Source organism: Limnohabitans sp. (genome assembly GCF_046052825.1).
GTDB lineage: Bacteria > Pseudomonadota > Gammaproteobacteria > Burkholderiales > Burkholderiaceae_C > Limnohabitans.
On record NZ_JAVLFP010000010.1, the window covers coordinates 1 to 15,120 of the forward strand.

The 15,120-nt window shown below is 58.8% G+C and carries 15 protein-coding genes; 12 read left to right on the forward strand and 3 right to left on the reverse strand.

All coding sequences use genetic code 11. The features are described 5' to 3' along the window. From ACKWJN_RS01805 to ACKWJN_RS01855, 11 genes are all read left to right on the forward strand, one after another. Positions 1-123, forward strand: a 123-nt coding sequence (locus ACKWJN_RS01805) for an NADH-ubiquinone oxidoreductase-F iron-sulfur binding region domain-containing protein (protein ID WP_408593988.1), incomplete at its 5' end; no start/stop codon positions are given. A gap of 12 nt (positions 124-135) precedes the next feature. Continuing rightward, positions 136-2,280 carry an NADH-quinone oxidoreductase subunit NuoG gene (gene nuoG, locus ACKWJN_RS01810; protein WP_408593968.1) on the forward strand — a complete coding sequence of 715 codons (2,145 nt, stop codon included), beginning with the start codon at positions 136-138 and terminating at the stop codon, positions 2,278-2,280. Beyond that, positions 2,280-3,362 carry an NADH-quinone oxidoreductase subunit NuoH gene (nuoH, locus tag ACKWJN_RS01815; protein ID WP_408593970.1) on the forward strand — a complete coding sequence of 361 codons (1,083 nt, stop codon included), beginning with the start codon at positions 2,280-2,282 and terminating at the stop codon, positions 3,360-3,362. Before nuoG ends, nuoH begins: the two co-directional genes overlap by 1 nt. 11 nt (positions 3,363-3,373) lie before the next feature. Next, positions 3,374-3,886, forward strand: a complete 513-nt coding sequence (gene nuoI, locus ACKWJN_RS01820) for an NADH-quinone oxidoreductase subunit NuoI (protein ID WP_408593972.1) — start codon at positions 3,374-3,376, stop codon at positions 3,884-3,886. A gap of 11 nt (positions 3,887-3,897) precedes the next feature. After that, the gene (locus ACKWJN_RS01825) at positions 3,898-4,629 is read left to right on the forward strand and encodes an NADH-quinone oxidoreductase subunit J (protein WP_408593990.1); all 732 of its coding nucleotides are present in this window, start codon (positions 3,898-3,900) and stop codon (positions 4,627-4,629) included. Continuing rightward, positions 4,626-4,934, forward strand: coding sequence for an NADH-quinone oxidoreductase subunit NuoK (gene nuoK, locus ACKWJN_RS01830; protein WP_100132908.1), 309 nt, complete (start codon positions 4,626-4,628; stop codon positions 4,932-4,934). Before ACKWJN_RS01825 ends, nuoK begins: the two co-directional genes overlap by 4 nt. A 93-nt stretch (positions 4,935-5,027) precedes the next feature. Beyond that, on the forward strand, positions 5,028-7,049 hold the full coding sequence (nuoL, locus tag ACKWJN_RS01835) for an NADH-quinone oxidoreductase subunit L (protein ID WP_408593974.1): 2,022 nt from the start codon (positions 5,028-5,030) through the stop codon (positions 7,047-7,049). Positions 7,050-7,061: 12 nt separating this feature from the next. After that, the gene (locus tag ACKWJN_RS01840; protein WP_408593976.1) at positions 7,062-8,540 is read left to right on the forward strand and encodes an NADH-quinone oxidoreductase subunit M; all 1,479 of its coding nucleotides are present in this window, start codon (positions 7,062-7,064) and stop codon (positions 8,538-8,540) included. Between the two features lie 13 nt (positions 8,541-8,553). Further along, positions 8,554-10,044, forward strand: coding sequence for an NADH-quinone oxidoreductase subunit NuoN (gene nuoN, locus ACKWJN_RS01845; RefSeq protein ID WP_408593977.1), 1,491 nt, complete (start codon positions 8,554-8,556; stop codon positions 10,042-10,044). Between the two features lie 137 nt (positions 10,045-10,181). Next, complete coding sequence (locus ACKWJN_RS01850; RefSeq protein ID WP_408593978.1) at positions 10,182-10,820, forward strand: NUDIX domain-containing protein; 639 nt, start codon at positions 10,182-10,184, stop codon at positions 10,818-10,820. Positions 10,821-10,827: 7 nt separating this feature from the next. Continuing rightward, positions 10,828-11,364, forward strand: coding sequence for a DUF1178 family protein (locus tag ACKWJN_RS01855; RefSeq protein ID WP_408593979.1), 537 nt, complete (start codon positions 10,828-10,830; stop codon positions 11,362-11,364). Here ACKWJN_RS01855 and miaA read toward each other — a convergent pair. Both miaA and mutL read right to left on the reverse strand, forming a co-directional pair. Next, the gene (miaA, locus tag ACKWJN_RS01860; RefSeq protein WP_408593981.1) at positions 11,345-12,331 is read right to left on the reverse strand and encodes a tRNA (adenosine(37)-N6)-dimethylallyltransferase MiaA; all 987 of its coding nucleotides are present in this window, start codon (positions 12,329-12,331) and stop codon (positions 11,345-11,347) included. The two genes, ACKWJN_RS01855 and miaA, sit on opposite strands and share 20 nt — an antisense overlap. Further along, the gene (gene mutL / locus ACKWJN_RS01865; RefSeq protein ID WP_408593982.1) at positions 12,331-14,196 is read right to left on the reverse strand and encodes a DNA mismatch repair endonuclease MutL; all 1,866 of its coding nucleotides are present in this window, start codon (positions 14,194-14,196) and stop codon (positions 12,331-12,333) included. Before mutL ends, miaA begins: the two co-directional genes overlap by 1 nt. A 32-nt stretch (positions 14,197-14,228) precedes the next feature. Here mutL and ACKWJN_RS01870 point away from each other — a divergent pair, with 32 nt between their 5' ends. Continuing rightward, positions 14,229-14,876 (forward strand): DedA family protein, encoded by a 648-nt coding sequence (locus ACKWJN_RS01870; protein WP_408593984.1) that lies wholly within the window; start codon positions 14,229-14,231, stop codon positions 14,874-14,876. Positions 14,877-14,882: 6 nt separating this feature from the next. Here ACKWJN_RS01870 and ACKWJN_RS01875 read toward each other — a convergent pair. Continuing rightward, the coding region (locus tag ACKWJN_RS01875) for a VF530 family DNA-binding protein (RefSeq protein WP_408593986.1) at positions 14,883-15,120 on the reverse strand (238 nt) is incomplete at its 5' end.

The window sequence follows — 15,120 nt, forward strand, 5'->3', positions numbered from 1 at the left end:
CGCACGATTTGCGCCTTGGGTGACGCCGCCGCCATGCCTGTGCGCGGCATGCTCAAACATTTCCGCCACGAATTTGAACACCACATCACGCACAAGACCTGCATGGTCCCGGCGTACGTTTGACGGATAAGCACCATGGTTGAAATCGAACTCGACGGCAAAAAGATAGAAGTCCAAGAAGGCTGCATGGTCATGCATGCGGCTGAAAAGGCGGGCACCTACATTCCGCATTTTTGCTACCACAAGAAGCTCAGCATTGCGGCCAATTGCCGCATGTGCTTGGTCGATGTGGAAAAAGCCCCCAAGCCCATGCCCGCCTGTGCCACCCCCGTGACACAAGGCATGGTGGTGCGCACCAAGAGCGACAAAGCCGTCAAAGCCCAGAAGTCGGTGATGGAGTTCTTGCTCATCAACCACCCGCTCGATTGCCCCATTTGTGACCAAGGCGGTGAGTGCCAGTTGCAAGACTTGGCGGTGGGTTATGGTGGCTCGACTTCGCGTTACGAAGAAGAAAAACGCGTCGTGTTCCACAAAGACGCAGGCCCGCTCATCAGCATGGAAGAGATGAGCCGTTGTATCCATTGCACCCGCTGCGTGCGCTTTGGCCAAGAAGTGGCCGGCATCATGGAACTGGGCATGTCGCACCGCGGCGAGCATGCCGAGATTGAAACCTTTGTGGGCCAGTCGGTGGACTCCGAGTTGTCGGGCAACATGATCGACATCTGCCCTGTCGGTGCGCTGACCAGCAAACCCTTCCGCTACCAGGCCCGCACCTGGGAGTTGAGCCGTCGCAAGTCGGTCAGCCCGCATGACGCCACCGGTGCCAACCTGATTGTTCAAGTCAAGAACAACCAAGTTCTGCGTGTCGTGCCCTTGGAAAACGAAGACGTCAACGAGTGCTGGATCGCCGACCGCGACCGCTTCAGCTACGAAGCCCTGGAGAGCGCCGACCGCTTGACCACCCCCATGCTCAAGCAAGGTGGCGCGTGGAAAGAAGTGGATTGGCAAACCGCCTTGGAGTACGTGGCCAATGGCCTGCAAGGCGTCAAAGCCCAGCATGGCGCACAGGCCATCGGCACCCTGGCCAGCCCGCACAGCACCGCCGAAGAATTGTTCTTGGCCGCGTCTCTCATGCGCGGACTGGGCAGCCAAAACATCGACACGCGTTTGCGTGCCGCAGACTTCCAACACGACGTAAAAACGCGTTGGTTGGGCACTTCATTGGCATCGCTGAGCACATTGCAGCGTGTGTTGGTGGTGGGCAGCAACATCCGCAAAGACCAGCCTTTGATGGCACAACGCCTGCGCCAAGCGGTGCGCAACGGTGCCAAACTGAATGCCTTGAACGACCAGTCCTACGACTGGGCCATGCCGGTGGCCAACACCTTGTTGGCAGATGCTGCCCACTGGGTGCAAGCCTTGGCCGATGTGGCCGCTGCAGTGGGTGCCATCACGGGTGCTGCTGCACCCGTGGCGGGCGACGCCAGCAACGCTCAAGCGCAAGCCATCGCCAAGTCCTTGACGGGCGGTGAACGCAAAGCCATTGTGTTGGGCAATGCCGCAGCGCACCACGCCAAAGCGTCGAGCTTGTTGAGTTTGGCCAATTGGATTGGGGCGCAAACCAGTGCCACAGTGGGTTACCTGGGTGAAGCCGCCAACACCGTGGGCGCCCAAGTGGTGGGTGCCTTGCCTGTGGCTGGTGGCTTGAACGCAGGCCAGATGTTGGCCGGTGGTTTGAAAGCCGTGGTGTTGCTCAACACAGAACCAGCTTTCGACGCTGCCAACGGTGCCGCGGCTGCACAGGCGATCGGTCAAGCCGAGATGGTGGTCACCTTGTCACCGTTCAAAACCAACCTGGACATCAGCGATGTGCTGTTGCCCATCTCACCTTTCACAGAAACAGCAGGCAGCTTCATCAACACCGAAGGCCGCGTGCAAAGCTTCCACGGCGTGGTCAAACCTCTGGGCGAAACCCGCCCCGCCTGGAAAGTGTTGCGCGTCTTGGGTTCGATGCTGCATGTGCCGGGTTTTGCGTTCGAGACCATCGACGAAGTGCGTGCCCAAGCCATTCCTGCCGATGTGACGGCGTTGTTGTCCAACGCTTGCAGTGCCAGCGTGGATGCCAGCCCTGCTGCTGGGCAACCTGCCACGGCCGCGATTTACCAGCTCGACAGCTTGGTGCGCCGCGCACCGTCGCTGCAGCTCACGGCGGATGCCAAACAACCTTCGGTTGATGCCAAGCAACCTCCGGTTGATGCGAAGTTGGAAGGAGCTCTGTGATGGTGGACGCAATTTTCAACGCAGGTCTGGCCCTGTCGTCCCAAGCATGGTGGACCACCATGGCTTGGCCGGTTTTGTGGACCCTGATGAAAATCGTGGCGGTGTTGCTGCCCTTGATGGGCTGTGTCGCTTACCTCACGCTGTGGGAACGCAAAGCCATTGGCTACACCCAAATCCGCAAAGGCCCCAACCGCACCGGCCCCGGTGGCTTGTTGCAACCCATTGCCGACGCCCTCAAGCTGCTGACCAAAGAAATCATTGTGCCGACCCAAGCCTCCACTGGCTTGTTCTTGCTCGGCCCCATCATGACCATCATGCCTGCGCTGGCTGCCTGGGCGGTGATTCCTTTTGGTCCTGATGTGGCCTTGGCCAACGTCAATGCGGGTCTGCTGTTCTTGATGGCCATCACCTCGCTGGAGGTCTACGGTGTGATCATTGCGGGTTGGGCTTCCAACTCCAAGTACGCTTTCTTGGGTGCGATGCGTGCCTCAGCCCAAATGGTGAGCTACGAAATCGCCATGGGCTTTTGCTTTGTGATCGTGTTGATGGTGTCCACCAGCCTCAACATGAGCGACATCGTGATGGGCCAAGCCAAAGGCATGATGGCCGACAAAGGCCTGACCTTCTTGTCATGGAACTGGTTGCCTTTGTTCCCCATCTTCTTGGTCTATTTCATTTCTGGCTTGGCCGAAACCAACCGTCACCCATTTGACGTGGTGGAGGGTGAGTCTGAAATCGTGGCCGGCCACATGATCGAATACTCGGGCATGTCATTCGCCATGTTCTTCTTGGCCGAATACGCCAACATGATCTTGGTCTCCATGTTGACGGTGGTGATGTTCTTGGGCGGCTGGTTGTCGCCGTTGGACAACCCCTTGTTCAACCTGGTGCCTGGTTGGATTTGGCTAGGCCTCAAGACCTTTGTGGTCGTGACCATGTTCTTGTGGGTTCGCGCCACCTTCCCCCGTTACCGCTATGACCAAATCATGCGTTTGGGCTGGAAGATCTTCATTCCCGTGACCTTGGTTTGGTTGCTGGTGGTGGGTGTCTGGATGCAGACCCCATGGAACATCTGGAACTGATGGGACCAATCATGACCACAACCACACATTCCGCTCCTTTCTCCTTGCGCGACTTTTTGTCGAGCTTCTTGCTCACCGAGCTGTTCAAAGGCATGGCCTTGACTGGCAAATACATGTTTGCGCGCAGCATCACGGTGCAGTTCCCGGAAGAGAAAACACCCATGTCGCCGCGTTTTCGGGGCTTGCATGCGCTGCGCCGTTATGAAAACGGCGAAGAGCGTTGCATCGCTTGCAAGCTGTGCGAGGCCGTTTGCCCTGCCATGGCCATCACCATCGAGTCCGACCAACGTGCCGATGGCAGCCGTCGCACCACCCGCTATGACATCGACCTGACCAAATGCATCTTCTGCGGTTTTTGCGAAGAAAGCTGCCCGGTCGATTCGATCGTCGAAACCCACATCTTTGAGTACCACGGCGAAAAGCGCGGTGACCTGTACTTCACCAAAGAGATGTTGCTGGCTGTGGGCGACCGCTACGAACCCGAAATTGCAGCCAACAAAGCTGCTGACGCCAAATACCGCTGAAAGATTTCATGATGGATGTTCAATCGGTTCTTTTCTACGGCTTCTCAGCCGTGTTGCTGTTTGCCGCCTTCCGCGTCATCACGGCGCGTAACCCTGTGCATGCTGCCCTTTACTTGGTGCTGGCGTTCTTCCAAGCCTCCGGTGTCTGGATGCTGCTGCAAGCAGAGTTCCTGTCCATCGCGTTGGTGCTGGTCTATGTGGGTGCTGTGATGGTCTTGTTCTTGTTTGTGGTGATGATGCTCGACATCAACATCGACAGCATTCGACAGGGCTTTTGGAACCACTTCCCCTTGGCAGCCACGGTGGGCGCCGTGATTGCCCTTGAATTGGCCGCTGTGTTGTTGGGTGGCTTCCGTGCCAGCCAGCCCCGCGTGTCGCCCATTGCCACGGTGGTCACGCCTGTCGCTGTGTCGGCCCCAGACAGCGCTGCTTCTGGCGCTGCCGCTGCCGCATCGCAAGTGGCCGATGTGGGCCATGTGGTGGTGGCGCAAGTCTCTAACACCAAGGCCCTGGGTGTGCTGCTCTACACCGAGTACCTGTACCCCGTGCAAGTGGCCGCGCTGATCTTGTTGGTGGCCTTGATCGCGGCCATCGCCTTGACCTTGCGTGCGCGCAAAGACACCAAAACCCAAGACCCGAGCCAACAAGTGCGCGTCAAAGCGCGTGACCGTGTGTCCTTGGTCAAGATGGCCGCGGTTCAACCTGCCGCCGAACCCGCCCCTGAGCCGGAGAAACAAGCATGAGCATCACCTTAGGCCACTACCTGACGTTGGGCGCGATTTTGTTCGCCTTGTCTGTGACCGGCATCTTCTTGAACCGCAAAAACCTGATCGTCTTGTTGATGGCGATCGAGCTGATGCTGCTCGCGGTCAACATGAACTTTGTGGCGTTCTCTCACTACTTGGGTGACTTGAATGGTCAGATCTTTGTTTTCTTCATCTTGACGGTGGCGGCTGCGGAGTCGGCCATTGGTCTGGCGATTTTGGTGCAGTTGTTCCGTAACAAGTCCAGCATCAACGTGGATGAACTCAACACGCTCAAGGGTTGACATGAAGCCCCCACGTTCATCACTTTGTGTATTCACTGCCCCCCAAGGGGGCTCAGGTCTGCCTTGGGGCGGCCCTGCGGGAGACCTGACAACATGACTCAAACCCTCCAAGCATCTACTTTGCTGGCGGTTCCGCTGGCACCGCTGGTCGGCTCCACCTTGGCTGGCCTGTTCGGTACCCGTTTCGGTGGCAATTGGATCGGCCGTCGCCTGACCCACACCTTGACCATTCTCGGCGTGTTCATTGCTTTCGTGCTGTCGGCCATGACGCTCAAGAGCGTGGCCATCGACGGTGCCCGCTTCAACGAGACCCTCTACACCTGGATGGTGGTGGGTGGTTTGAAAATGGAAGTGGGATTCTTGGTGGACGGCCTGACCGCCATGATGATGTGCGTGGTCACCTTCGTCTCCTTGATGGTCCACCTCTACACCATTGGCTACATGGAAGAAGACGAAGGCTACAACCGCTTCTTCTCCTACATCTCGCTGTTCACCTTCTCCATGTTGATGCTCGTCATGAGCAACAACATGCTGCAGTTGTTCTTTGGTTGGGAAGCCGTGGGCTTGGTGTCGTATCTGTTGATCGGTTTCTGGTTCAACAAACCCACGGCCATCTTCGCCAACATGAAAGCCTTCTTGGTCAACCGCGTGGGTGACTTTGGTTTCATCTTGGGCATTGGCTTGATCGTGGCCTATGCCGGCACCTTGAACTACACCGAGGCATTTGCCAAAGCCGCCGAATTGGGCGCCATGACCTTCCCCGGCACCGACTGGATGCTGGTCACGGTGATCTGTATTTGCCTGTTCATTGGCGCCATGGGCAAATCAGCCCAATTCCCACTGCACGTGTGGTTGCCTGACTCGATGGAAGGCCCCACGCCCATTTCCGCCTTGATCCACGCCGCCACCATGGTGACCGCTGGCATCTTCATGGTGACCCGCATGTCCCCTCTGTTTGAGTTGTCGGACACCGCGCTGAACTTCATCTTGGTGATCGGTGCCATCACCGCCTTGTTCATGGGCTTTTTGGGTCTGATTCAAAACGACATCAAACGCGTGGTGGCTTACTCCACCTTGTCACAGCTGGGCTACATGACGGTGGCCTTGGGCGCTTCGGCTTACTCGGTGGCCGTGTTCCATTTGATGACCCATGCCTTCTTCAAAGCCTTGTTGTTCTTGGGCGCAGGCTCGGTCATCATGGGCATGCACCACAACCAAGACATCCGCTGGATGGGCGGCGTACGCAAGTACATGCCCATCACTTGGATCACCTCCTTGCTGGGTTCCTTGGCTTTGATTGGTACGCCGTTCTTTGCGGGCTTTTACTCCAAAGACAGCATCATCGAAGCCGTGGCTGAGAGCCATCTGCCAGGTGCTGGCTTTGCGCACTTTGCTGTGTTGGCCGGTGTGTTTGTCACGGCTTTCTATTCATTCCGGATGTACTTCTTGGTGTTCCATGGCGAAGAGCGCTACGACCAAAATCCCGATGCCCACCATGGCCATGACGACCATCACGGGCACGATGACCATGACCACAGCCCCCACGAGTCCCCTTGGGTCGTGACCGTTCCTTTGTTGTTGTTGGCAATTCCTTCGGTGCTGATCGGTTACTTGACCATCGACGCCATGCTCTATGGTGAGTTCTTCAAAGATGCCATCTTCATCGATGCTGAGAAACACCATGCCATGCATGAGCTGGCCCACGCGTACCACGGCGCTGTCGCCATGGCCTTGCATGCTTTGACCACGCTGCCATTCTGGTTGGCCTTGGCTGGCGTGGCCAGTTCGTACTACATGTACATGGTCAACCCCGCTGTGCCGGCGGCGATCAAGCGCGCTTGCCAACCCATCTACACCTTGTTGGAAAACAAATACTACCTGGACTGGTTCAACGAAAACGTCTTGGCCCGAGGCGCACATGCTTTGGGGACCGGGCTGTGGAAGGGGGGCGACCAAGCCATCATCGATGGCGGTATCGTCAACGGTTCATGGAAGTTGGTGGGCTGGGTGTCTTCGGTGACACGAGGCTTCCAATCGGGTTACCTCTACCACTATGCCTTGGTGATGATCTTGGGCGTGTTCTTGCTGATGACCTGGTTCGTCTGGCTCAAATAAGGAGAATAAGAAATGGGTTTGTTGAGCCTTGCCATTTGGACGCCAATTTTTTTCGGCGTCGTTTTGTTGGCCTTCGGGAATGACCACCACGCCAAAGTCGTGCGTTGGATTGCCCTCATCGGCTCTTTGGTCAGTCTGGCTGTCACCGTTCCTCTGTACAACAGCTTCGAGCTCGGTACCTCGGCCATGCAGTTTGTCGAGAAAGCCTCTTGGATTGAACGCTTCAATGTGTTCTACCACTTGGGTGTTGACGGTTTGTCGCTGTGGTTTGTGCTGCTGACCGCTTTCATCACCGTCATCGTGGTGATTGCCGGTTGGGAGGTCATCACCGAGCGCGTCAACCAATACATGGGCGCATTCCTCATCTTGAGCGGCTTGATGATTGGCGTTTTCAGCGCCATCGACGGCATGCTGTTCTATGTGTTTTTTGAAGCCACCTTGATCCCCATGTACCTGATCATTGGCATCTGGGGTGGGCCGAACAAAATTTACGCCGCCTTCAAGTTCTTCCTCTACACCTTGCTTGGTTCTTTGCTGATGCTGATCGCCTTGATCTACCTGTACACCCAATCGGGTGGCAGTTTTGACTTGGCCACTTGGCACAAACTGCCCTTGCCAGCCAACGCGCAAACCTTGTTGTTCTTTGCCTTCTTCGCAGCCTTTGCAGTCAAGGTGCCGATGTGGCCGGTGCACACCTGGTTGCCTGATGTGCACGTGGAAGCGCCCACGGGTGGTTCTGCCGTGCTGGCCGCCATAATGCTCAAGCTGGGTGCGTATGGTTTCTTGCGCTTTTCCTTGCCCATTGCACCCGACGCTGCGCGTGAATTTGCCTGGCTCATGATCGCGCTGTCTTTGGTGGCCGTGGTCTATGTGGGTTTGGTGGCCATGGTGCAAGAAGACATGAAAAAACTGGTGGCTTACTCCTCGGTGGCCCACATGGGTTTTGTCACCTTGGGCTTTTTCATCTTCAACGACCTCGGCGTGTCTGGCGCTTTGGTGCAAATGATTGCCCACGGCTTTGTGTCGGGGGCCATGTTCTTGTCCATCGGCGTCTTGTATGACCGCATGCACTCGCGAGAAATCGCCAGTTATGGCGGCGTGGTCAACACCATGCCCAAGTTTGCCGCCTTTGCGTTGCTGTTTGCCATGGCCAATTGCGGTTTGCCAGGCACGGCCGGGTTTGTCGGCGAATGGATGGTCATTTTGGGTGCCATCCAATACAACTTCTGGATTGGCGCTGCCGCTGCGTCAGCACTGATCTTTGGCGCGGCCTACACCCTGTGGATGGTCAAACGCGTCTACCTGGGCCCTATCGCCAATGACCATGTGCGAGAACTCACCGACATCAACAGCCGCGAATTTTTGATGCTGGCCTTGTTGGCCCTTGCGGTGTTGGCCATGGGCTTGTTCCCCAAACCCTTCACGGACGTGATGGACACCTCAGTGGCTGATTTGCTCAAACATGTCGCGCTGTCCAAGTTGCCCCAATAAAGAGGGATAAGAAATGATTGAAAAGCTGAACATTGCTGCGTTGTTGCCTGAGCTGATTCTGTTGGTGATGACCATCGTGATTGCGATGTTGGATTTGTTCGACAAGTCCCCACGCCGTCAGTCGACTTATGTTTTGTCGTTGATGACCTTGTCCTTGGTCGCTGTGCTGCAAGCACTCGATGCCAGTGCAGGCACCACCGTCTACAGCTTTGGCAACATGGTGGTGTCAGACCCCATGGGCAACTGGTTGAAGTGCTTCTCCACCTTGGCCGTGCTGGTGACCTTGGTGTATGGCCGACCCTATGCGGCCGACCGTGACATGCTCCAAACCGGTGGCGAGTTGTTCACCTTGGGCTTGTTCGCCTTGCTGGGCATGTACGTCATGATTTCGGGCAATAACTTTTTAGTGCTCTACCTGGGCGTGGAGTTGTTGGCCTTGTCCAGTTATGCCTTGGTGGCTTTGCGTCGCGACAGCGGCACGGCCTCAGAGGCTGCCATGAAATATTTTGTGTTGGGTGCCTTGGGCAGTGGCTTCTTGCTCTACGGCATGTCCATGTTGTACGGTGCCACAGGATCGCTGGACATCACCCTGGTGTTCAAGGCGGTCTCCACGGGTCGCATCAACCACCAAGTGCTGGTCTTGGGTCTGGTGTTTGTGGTCTGCGGCCTGGGCTTCAAGTTCGGTGTGGTGCCTTTCCACATGTGGGTGCCTGACGTCTACCAAGGTGCGCCCACCGTGGTGACCTTGATGATCGGTGGCGCCCACAAGTTGGCTGCGTTTGCCATGACCATGCGTTTGCTGGTGGAGGGCCTGTTGCCACTGGCGATTGACTGGCAGCAAATGCTCATGGTCTTGTCGGTGGCGTCGTTGCTGATTGGCAATTTGGCGGGCATTGCACAAACCAACCTCAAGCGCATGATCGCCTTTTCGACCATCTCTCAAATGGGATTTGTGTTGATTGGCTTGCTCTCTGGCGTGGTCAATGGCAGTACCGCTGCGGCGGCCAATGCCTACAGCTCTGCCATGTTCTATGTGATCACTTATGTGCTCACCACCTTGGCAGTGTTCGGCATCATCATGCTGTTGGCGCGAGAAGGTTTTGAGAGTGAAGAAATCGCAGACTTTGCTGGCTTGAACCAGCGCAGTCCGCTCTACGCTGGCGTCATGGCTTTGTGCATGTTCTCGCTCGCGGGGGTGCCGCCCATGGTCGGCTTTGCCGGCAAACTGTCGGTCTTGCAGGCCTTGGTCACTTCGGGGCAGAGCGGCGGCTTGGCCTTGGCCGTGTTTGCCGTGATGATGTCCTTGCTGGCTGCTTTTTACTATTTGCGCGTGGTCAAGGTCATGTACTTTGACTCGCCCATCACGGCCAGCACCGTGTCTGCCAGTGTCGATGTGCGCTTGGTGTTGTTGATCAACAGTGGCTTGCTGTTGTTCCTGGGCTTGTTGCCTGGCGGCTTGATGACGCTGTGCGCCCGAGCCATTGTTTCAACTCTGGGCACCTGAGCCGCTGAGTGGTGAGTCAACGTCTCGACAAAAGCCAGCCGCGTGCTGGCTTTTTTGCTGTTGTGAGCGACACATGCCTGTGCGTGACTGGTCTGCGCACTGCCACAATGAGCCACATTTCTTGACTGGAAAACCGCATGACATTTGTGCACAACGCATTTGCCCCTCCGCCCCCTCTTGCACCGCAAGACCAACACTTGGTTGAACACACCGTGCACCAAGCCGAGGTGTTCAAAGGTCATTTTTTGCATGCCTTTCGCGACCAAGTGCGCTTGCCCAATGGTGAGGTGGCGACCCGGGAGTACGTGATCCATCCCGGTGCGGTGATGGTGATGGCCATGCTGGACGATGGGCGTTTGGTGATGGAGCGCCAATACCGCTACCCGATGCAGCGGGTGATGGTGGAGTTTCCGGCGGGCAAACTCGACGCTGGCGAAGACCGCTTGGCCTGTGCGCAACGAGAGCTGTTGGAAGAAACGGGCTATCGGGCCACCGAGTGGGCCCATGCAGGCGTGCTGCATCCGGTGATCAGTTACTCCACCGAGTTCATTGACATTTGGTTTGCCCGAGGCTTGAGCCTGGGTGAGCGTCAGCTCGACCACGGCGAATTTTTGGACGTGTTCACCGCCAGCTTGGACGAATTGCTGGCTTGGTCGCGCGATGGGCAATTGACCGATGCCAAAACTCTGACCGGTTTGCTCTGGCTGCAAAACCACCTCAGCGGCGCATGGCCTTTGACGTGGCAAGCAGTGCCCCAGCACCCCGCTGCGGGATAATGGCGCCATGAAGGTTCTCGATTTGCACTGCACCCAACAGCACAGCTTTGAAGGCTGGTTTGCGTCGGAAGATGACTTTCAAAGTCAACTTGCTCGGGGCTTGGTGACTTGCCCGATGTGCGGCGACGCCAGCATCACCAAAATGCTCAGCGCCCCCCGCTTGAACTTGAGCAGCGCACGCGGCGAGCCTGAGCCGCGCAGCACCCCAAACGCCAACTCAACCACGAGCGACCAGGAACAGCACGCGGTGGTGCCCAGTACGCCTTCTGCTGTCCCCGCCAACCTGAGCCCGCAAGAGGTGGCCAGCATGGCCCCAGCGCAGCTGCAAGCCGCTTGGATGCAGATGGTTCGCCACGTGGTGGCCAACACCGAAGACGTGGGCACGCAATTTTCTGAAGAAGCGCGCAAGATGCACTACGGCGAGCGCGAGCAGCGCAACATTCGGGGACATGCCACCCCCGAGGAGACCGAGGCCTTGTTGGACGAGGGCATCCAGGTCATGCCCTTGCCGATGCCCGACGCGCTCAAAGGCCCGCTGCAATAAAGCCCTGTGCGGCCCGGACCGTTTGCGCCAAGGCATCGGCGGCATCACAGGCCAACACCACCCGATCGTCCATGCTGCGCAGCCATGTCAGCTGCCGCTTGGCCAATTGGCGTGTTGCGGCACAGCCCAGCTCGCGCAGCACAGGCAGCAAGACCTCTGGCGCCAGCTGGCGCGTCTGTGCCTCGTCCAGCATCTCCCAAGCTTGGCGATAGCCCACGCAGCGCATGCTGGGTAAATCGGCATGCAGCCCGGCCTGTTGCCGCAAGGCGCTCACTTCGTCAACCAAGCCCGCCGCCAGCATGGCGTCAAAGCGCTGGCCAATGCGCGCATGCAGCCAGGCCCGGTTGAGTGGCTCCAGCGACAGCACAGGCATGTTGAGCGTGGCGGGTGCGCTGCGTTGCGCCTCGGCTTCGCTGAACCACTGCGACAAGGGCTTGCCACTGACTTGCCAGACTTCCAGCGCACGCGAAATGCGTTGGGCATCGTGCGGCGGTAAACGTTGGGCTGTGATCGGGTCGACCCGTGCGAGTTCTGCGTGCAAGGCCGGCCAGCCTTCGCGCATGGCCCGTGCCTCGATCTCGGCGCGCAATGCGGGCTGGGCGGTGGGTAAGTCGTCCAAGCCCTCGCGCAGCGCCTTGAGGTAGAGCAGGGTGCCGCCCACCACCAGGGGGAGTCGGCCACGGTGACGAATCTCGGCCATCAGGGTCTTGGCATCACGGGCAAACTCTGCCGCGCTGTAGGCCTGTGTGGGGTCGCGGATGTCGATCAGATGGTGTGGCACCTGGGCCAGCTCGGCGGCACTGGGCTTGGCGGTGCCAATGTCCATGCCTCGGTAAACCAAGGCCGAGTCCATGCTGATGATCTCCACCGGCCAGCGCGAGGCAATGGCCAGCGCGGCTGCGGTTTTGCCGCTGGCGGTGGGGCCCACCAAGGCCAAGGCATCGGGTTGGACGGTGGGCGCTGTCATCAACGCCCGCGCATGAACAGGGCATCGAGTTCGCGCACGCTCAGCTGTCGCCACGTGGGGCGGCCATGGTTGCACTGGTCGGAGCGCTCGGTCACTTCCATTTGGCGCAGCAGGCCGTTCATTTCGTCGAGCGTCAAGCGCCGGTTGGCACGCACAGCCCCGTGGCAGGCCATGGTGGCCAGCAGTTCGTTGCGGGCCCGTTGCACCACCGTGCTGGCATCGTGCTGCGACAACTCGGCCAACACGCTGCGCGCCAAGGCCACCGCATCGCCTTGCGCCAAGCTGGTGGGCACTGCACGCACGGCCAAAGTCTTGGCTGACAGGGCAGACACCTCTAGGCCCAGCACCAGCAGCGCTTCGGCACAGGCCTCTGCGGTGGCCACTTCTTGGGCCGTGGCGGTGAAGGTGGCCGGAATCAACAGCGGTTGGCTGGCCATGGCTTGCACGTCCATTTGTTGCTTGAGCTGCTCGTAGACGATGCGCTCGTGCGCCGCGTGCATGTCCACCAGCACCAAGCCTTGCGTGTTCTCGGCCAAGATGTAAATGCCGTGCAATTGGGCCAGCGCCCGGCCCAATGGCCAGTCGCCATCGGGCAGCTGGGGCGGGTTGGCCGGTGTGACCGCAAAAGCAGATGGGTCTTCTTGCGCCATCGGTGGCGGTCGCACGCTGGGCTGCCAGAGTTGGCCCACATCGCTGACACGGTTGCCGCTCAAAGGCATGGCGGCTTGCTGCCAGTTGGCCTGTGGCCAAGTGGGCGCTGAGGGACGCAGCACAGGCGCAGCAGTAGGGGCGCCCAGTGGCACCCCAGAGGCCAGGGATGCCAACTCCGGCATGCCATCGCCCAGCAGCGTGGCGCGCGGAATGGCCAGGGCGTTTTCAACTGCGTGGCGGATCGCTTGGTGCACCTCGCGGCCATCCCGAAAACGCACCTCAATCTTGGTCGGGTGCACGTTGACGTCCACCCGCGTGGGGTCAATCTCCAGGTACAGCGCGTAGACCGGTTGACGTTGGCCATGCAACACATCTTCGTAGGCGCTGCGCGCCGCATGGCTCATCACCTTGTCGCGCACAAAGCGACCATTGACATAGGCGTATTGGTGGTCCGAGCGGGCCCGTGCTGCGTCTGGAATGCCAGCCCGACCGACCACCGTGAGGTGGCCGCTTTGGTAATGCACCGGCACCGAGTCGCGCACAAAGTCCTCGCCCAGCACATCGGCCAAGCGGCGGTCCAGCGCGCCGTCGCCTTGCTGCGCGCGCCACTGTTCCACCAACTTGCCTTCGTGCCAGATGGCAAAGCCCACTTCAGGGCGCGTCAGCGCGTGGCGGCGAATGGCTTCCACACAATGTGCCAACTCGGTGTTGTCGGTCTTCAAAAACTTGCGCCGCGCCGGCGTGCTGTAAAACAGCTCTTTCACCTCCACCGTGGTGCCTTGGGCGCGGGCCACGGGTTGCAACTCACCGCTGCGGCCGTCCAGCAGCATGGCGCTGTCTTGCGCGGCGGTGCGTGACAGCAGTGAGAGCTCAGACACCGAGTGGATGGCTGCCAGCGCTTCGCCGCGAAACCCCATCGTGCCCACCGACTCCAGCTCATGCAGGCTGTCGATCTTGCTGGTGGCGTGGCGTTTCAAAGCCACGGGCAGTTCAGCCGCTGGAATGCCCACGCCGTTGTCTTCCACGCTGATCAAACGCACGCCACCGGCCAGCAGACGCAGCGTGATTTGGCTGGCGCCCGCGTCCAGCGCGTTGTCGACCAACTCGCGCACCACCGACGCAGGACGCTCCACCACTTCGCCAGCCGCGATTTGGCTGATCAGTTCATCGGGGAGTTCGCGAATCGGGCGGGAGGGTTGTAGGCTAGGGTGCACCCCGTGATTTTAGGCCGGGGATAATGTCTGGCATGGACATCCTCACCTTCATGCTTGACTTCATCCTTCACATCGACCGCTACATCGAGGGCTTTGTGCAGACCTATGGCGTGTGGGTGTATGCCTTGCTGTTCCTCATCATCTTTGTGGAGACGGGCTTGGTCGTGATGCCGTTTCTGCCCGGTGACTCCTTGCTGTTTGTGGTCGGCGCCATGTGTGGTGTGGGTTTGATGGACTATGGCTTGTCGGTGGCACTGTTGTGGGTGGCAGCGGTCGCAGGCAACCAAACCAACTACACCATCGGGCGATTTTTTGGCCCCAAAGTGTTTGCTTGGGAGGACTCGCGTTTTTTCAACCGCCGCGCTTTTGACCAAGCCCATGCGTTTTATGAGCGCTATGGCGGCATCACCCTGGTGGCGGCCCGCTTCATGCCTTTTGTGCGCACCTTTGCACCCTTTGTGGCCGGTGTGGCACAGATGACCCGACGCAAGTTCACCTTTTTTGACGTCACGGGTGGCGCGCTGTGGGTGGGGGGCATCGTCAGCGCGGGCTACTTTTTTGGCAACATCCCGTGGGTCAAAGGCAACTTAGAAAAAATCATCTGGGCCTTGATCCTCATTCCCAGTGCCTTGGCCGTGTTCGGTTCATGGAAGGCCTCGCGCAACAGCGCCACGCCATGATGGACTTCAGTCGGCTTGGCTGCGGCGCACATCGCGCAGCATGAACAGGTACAGGCTCTCTACCTTCTCGCGCGCCCAGGGTGTTTTGCGCAAAAACTTCAGGCTCGACGCCACGCTGGGGTCGTGCGTGAAGCAACGCACCGCAATGCGCTCACCCAACCCCTCCCAACCGTAGTGCGCTTCGAGGGCCAGGATGATTTTTTCCAAGGTCATGCCGTGCAGCGGGTTGCGGGCTTGTGGTGCA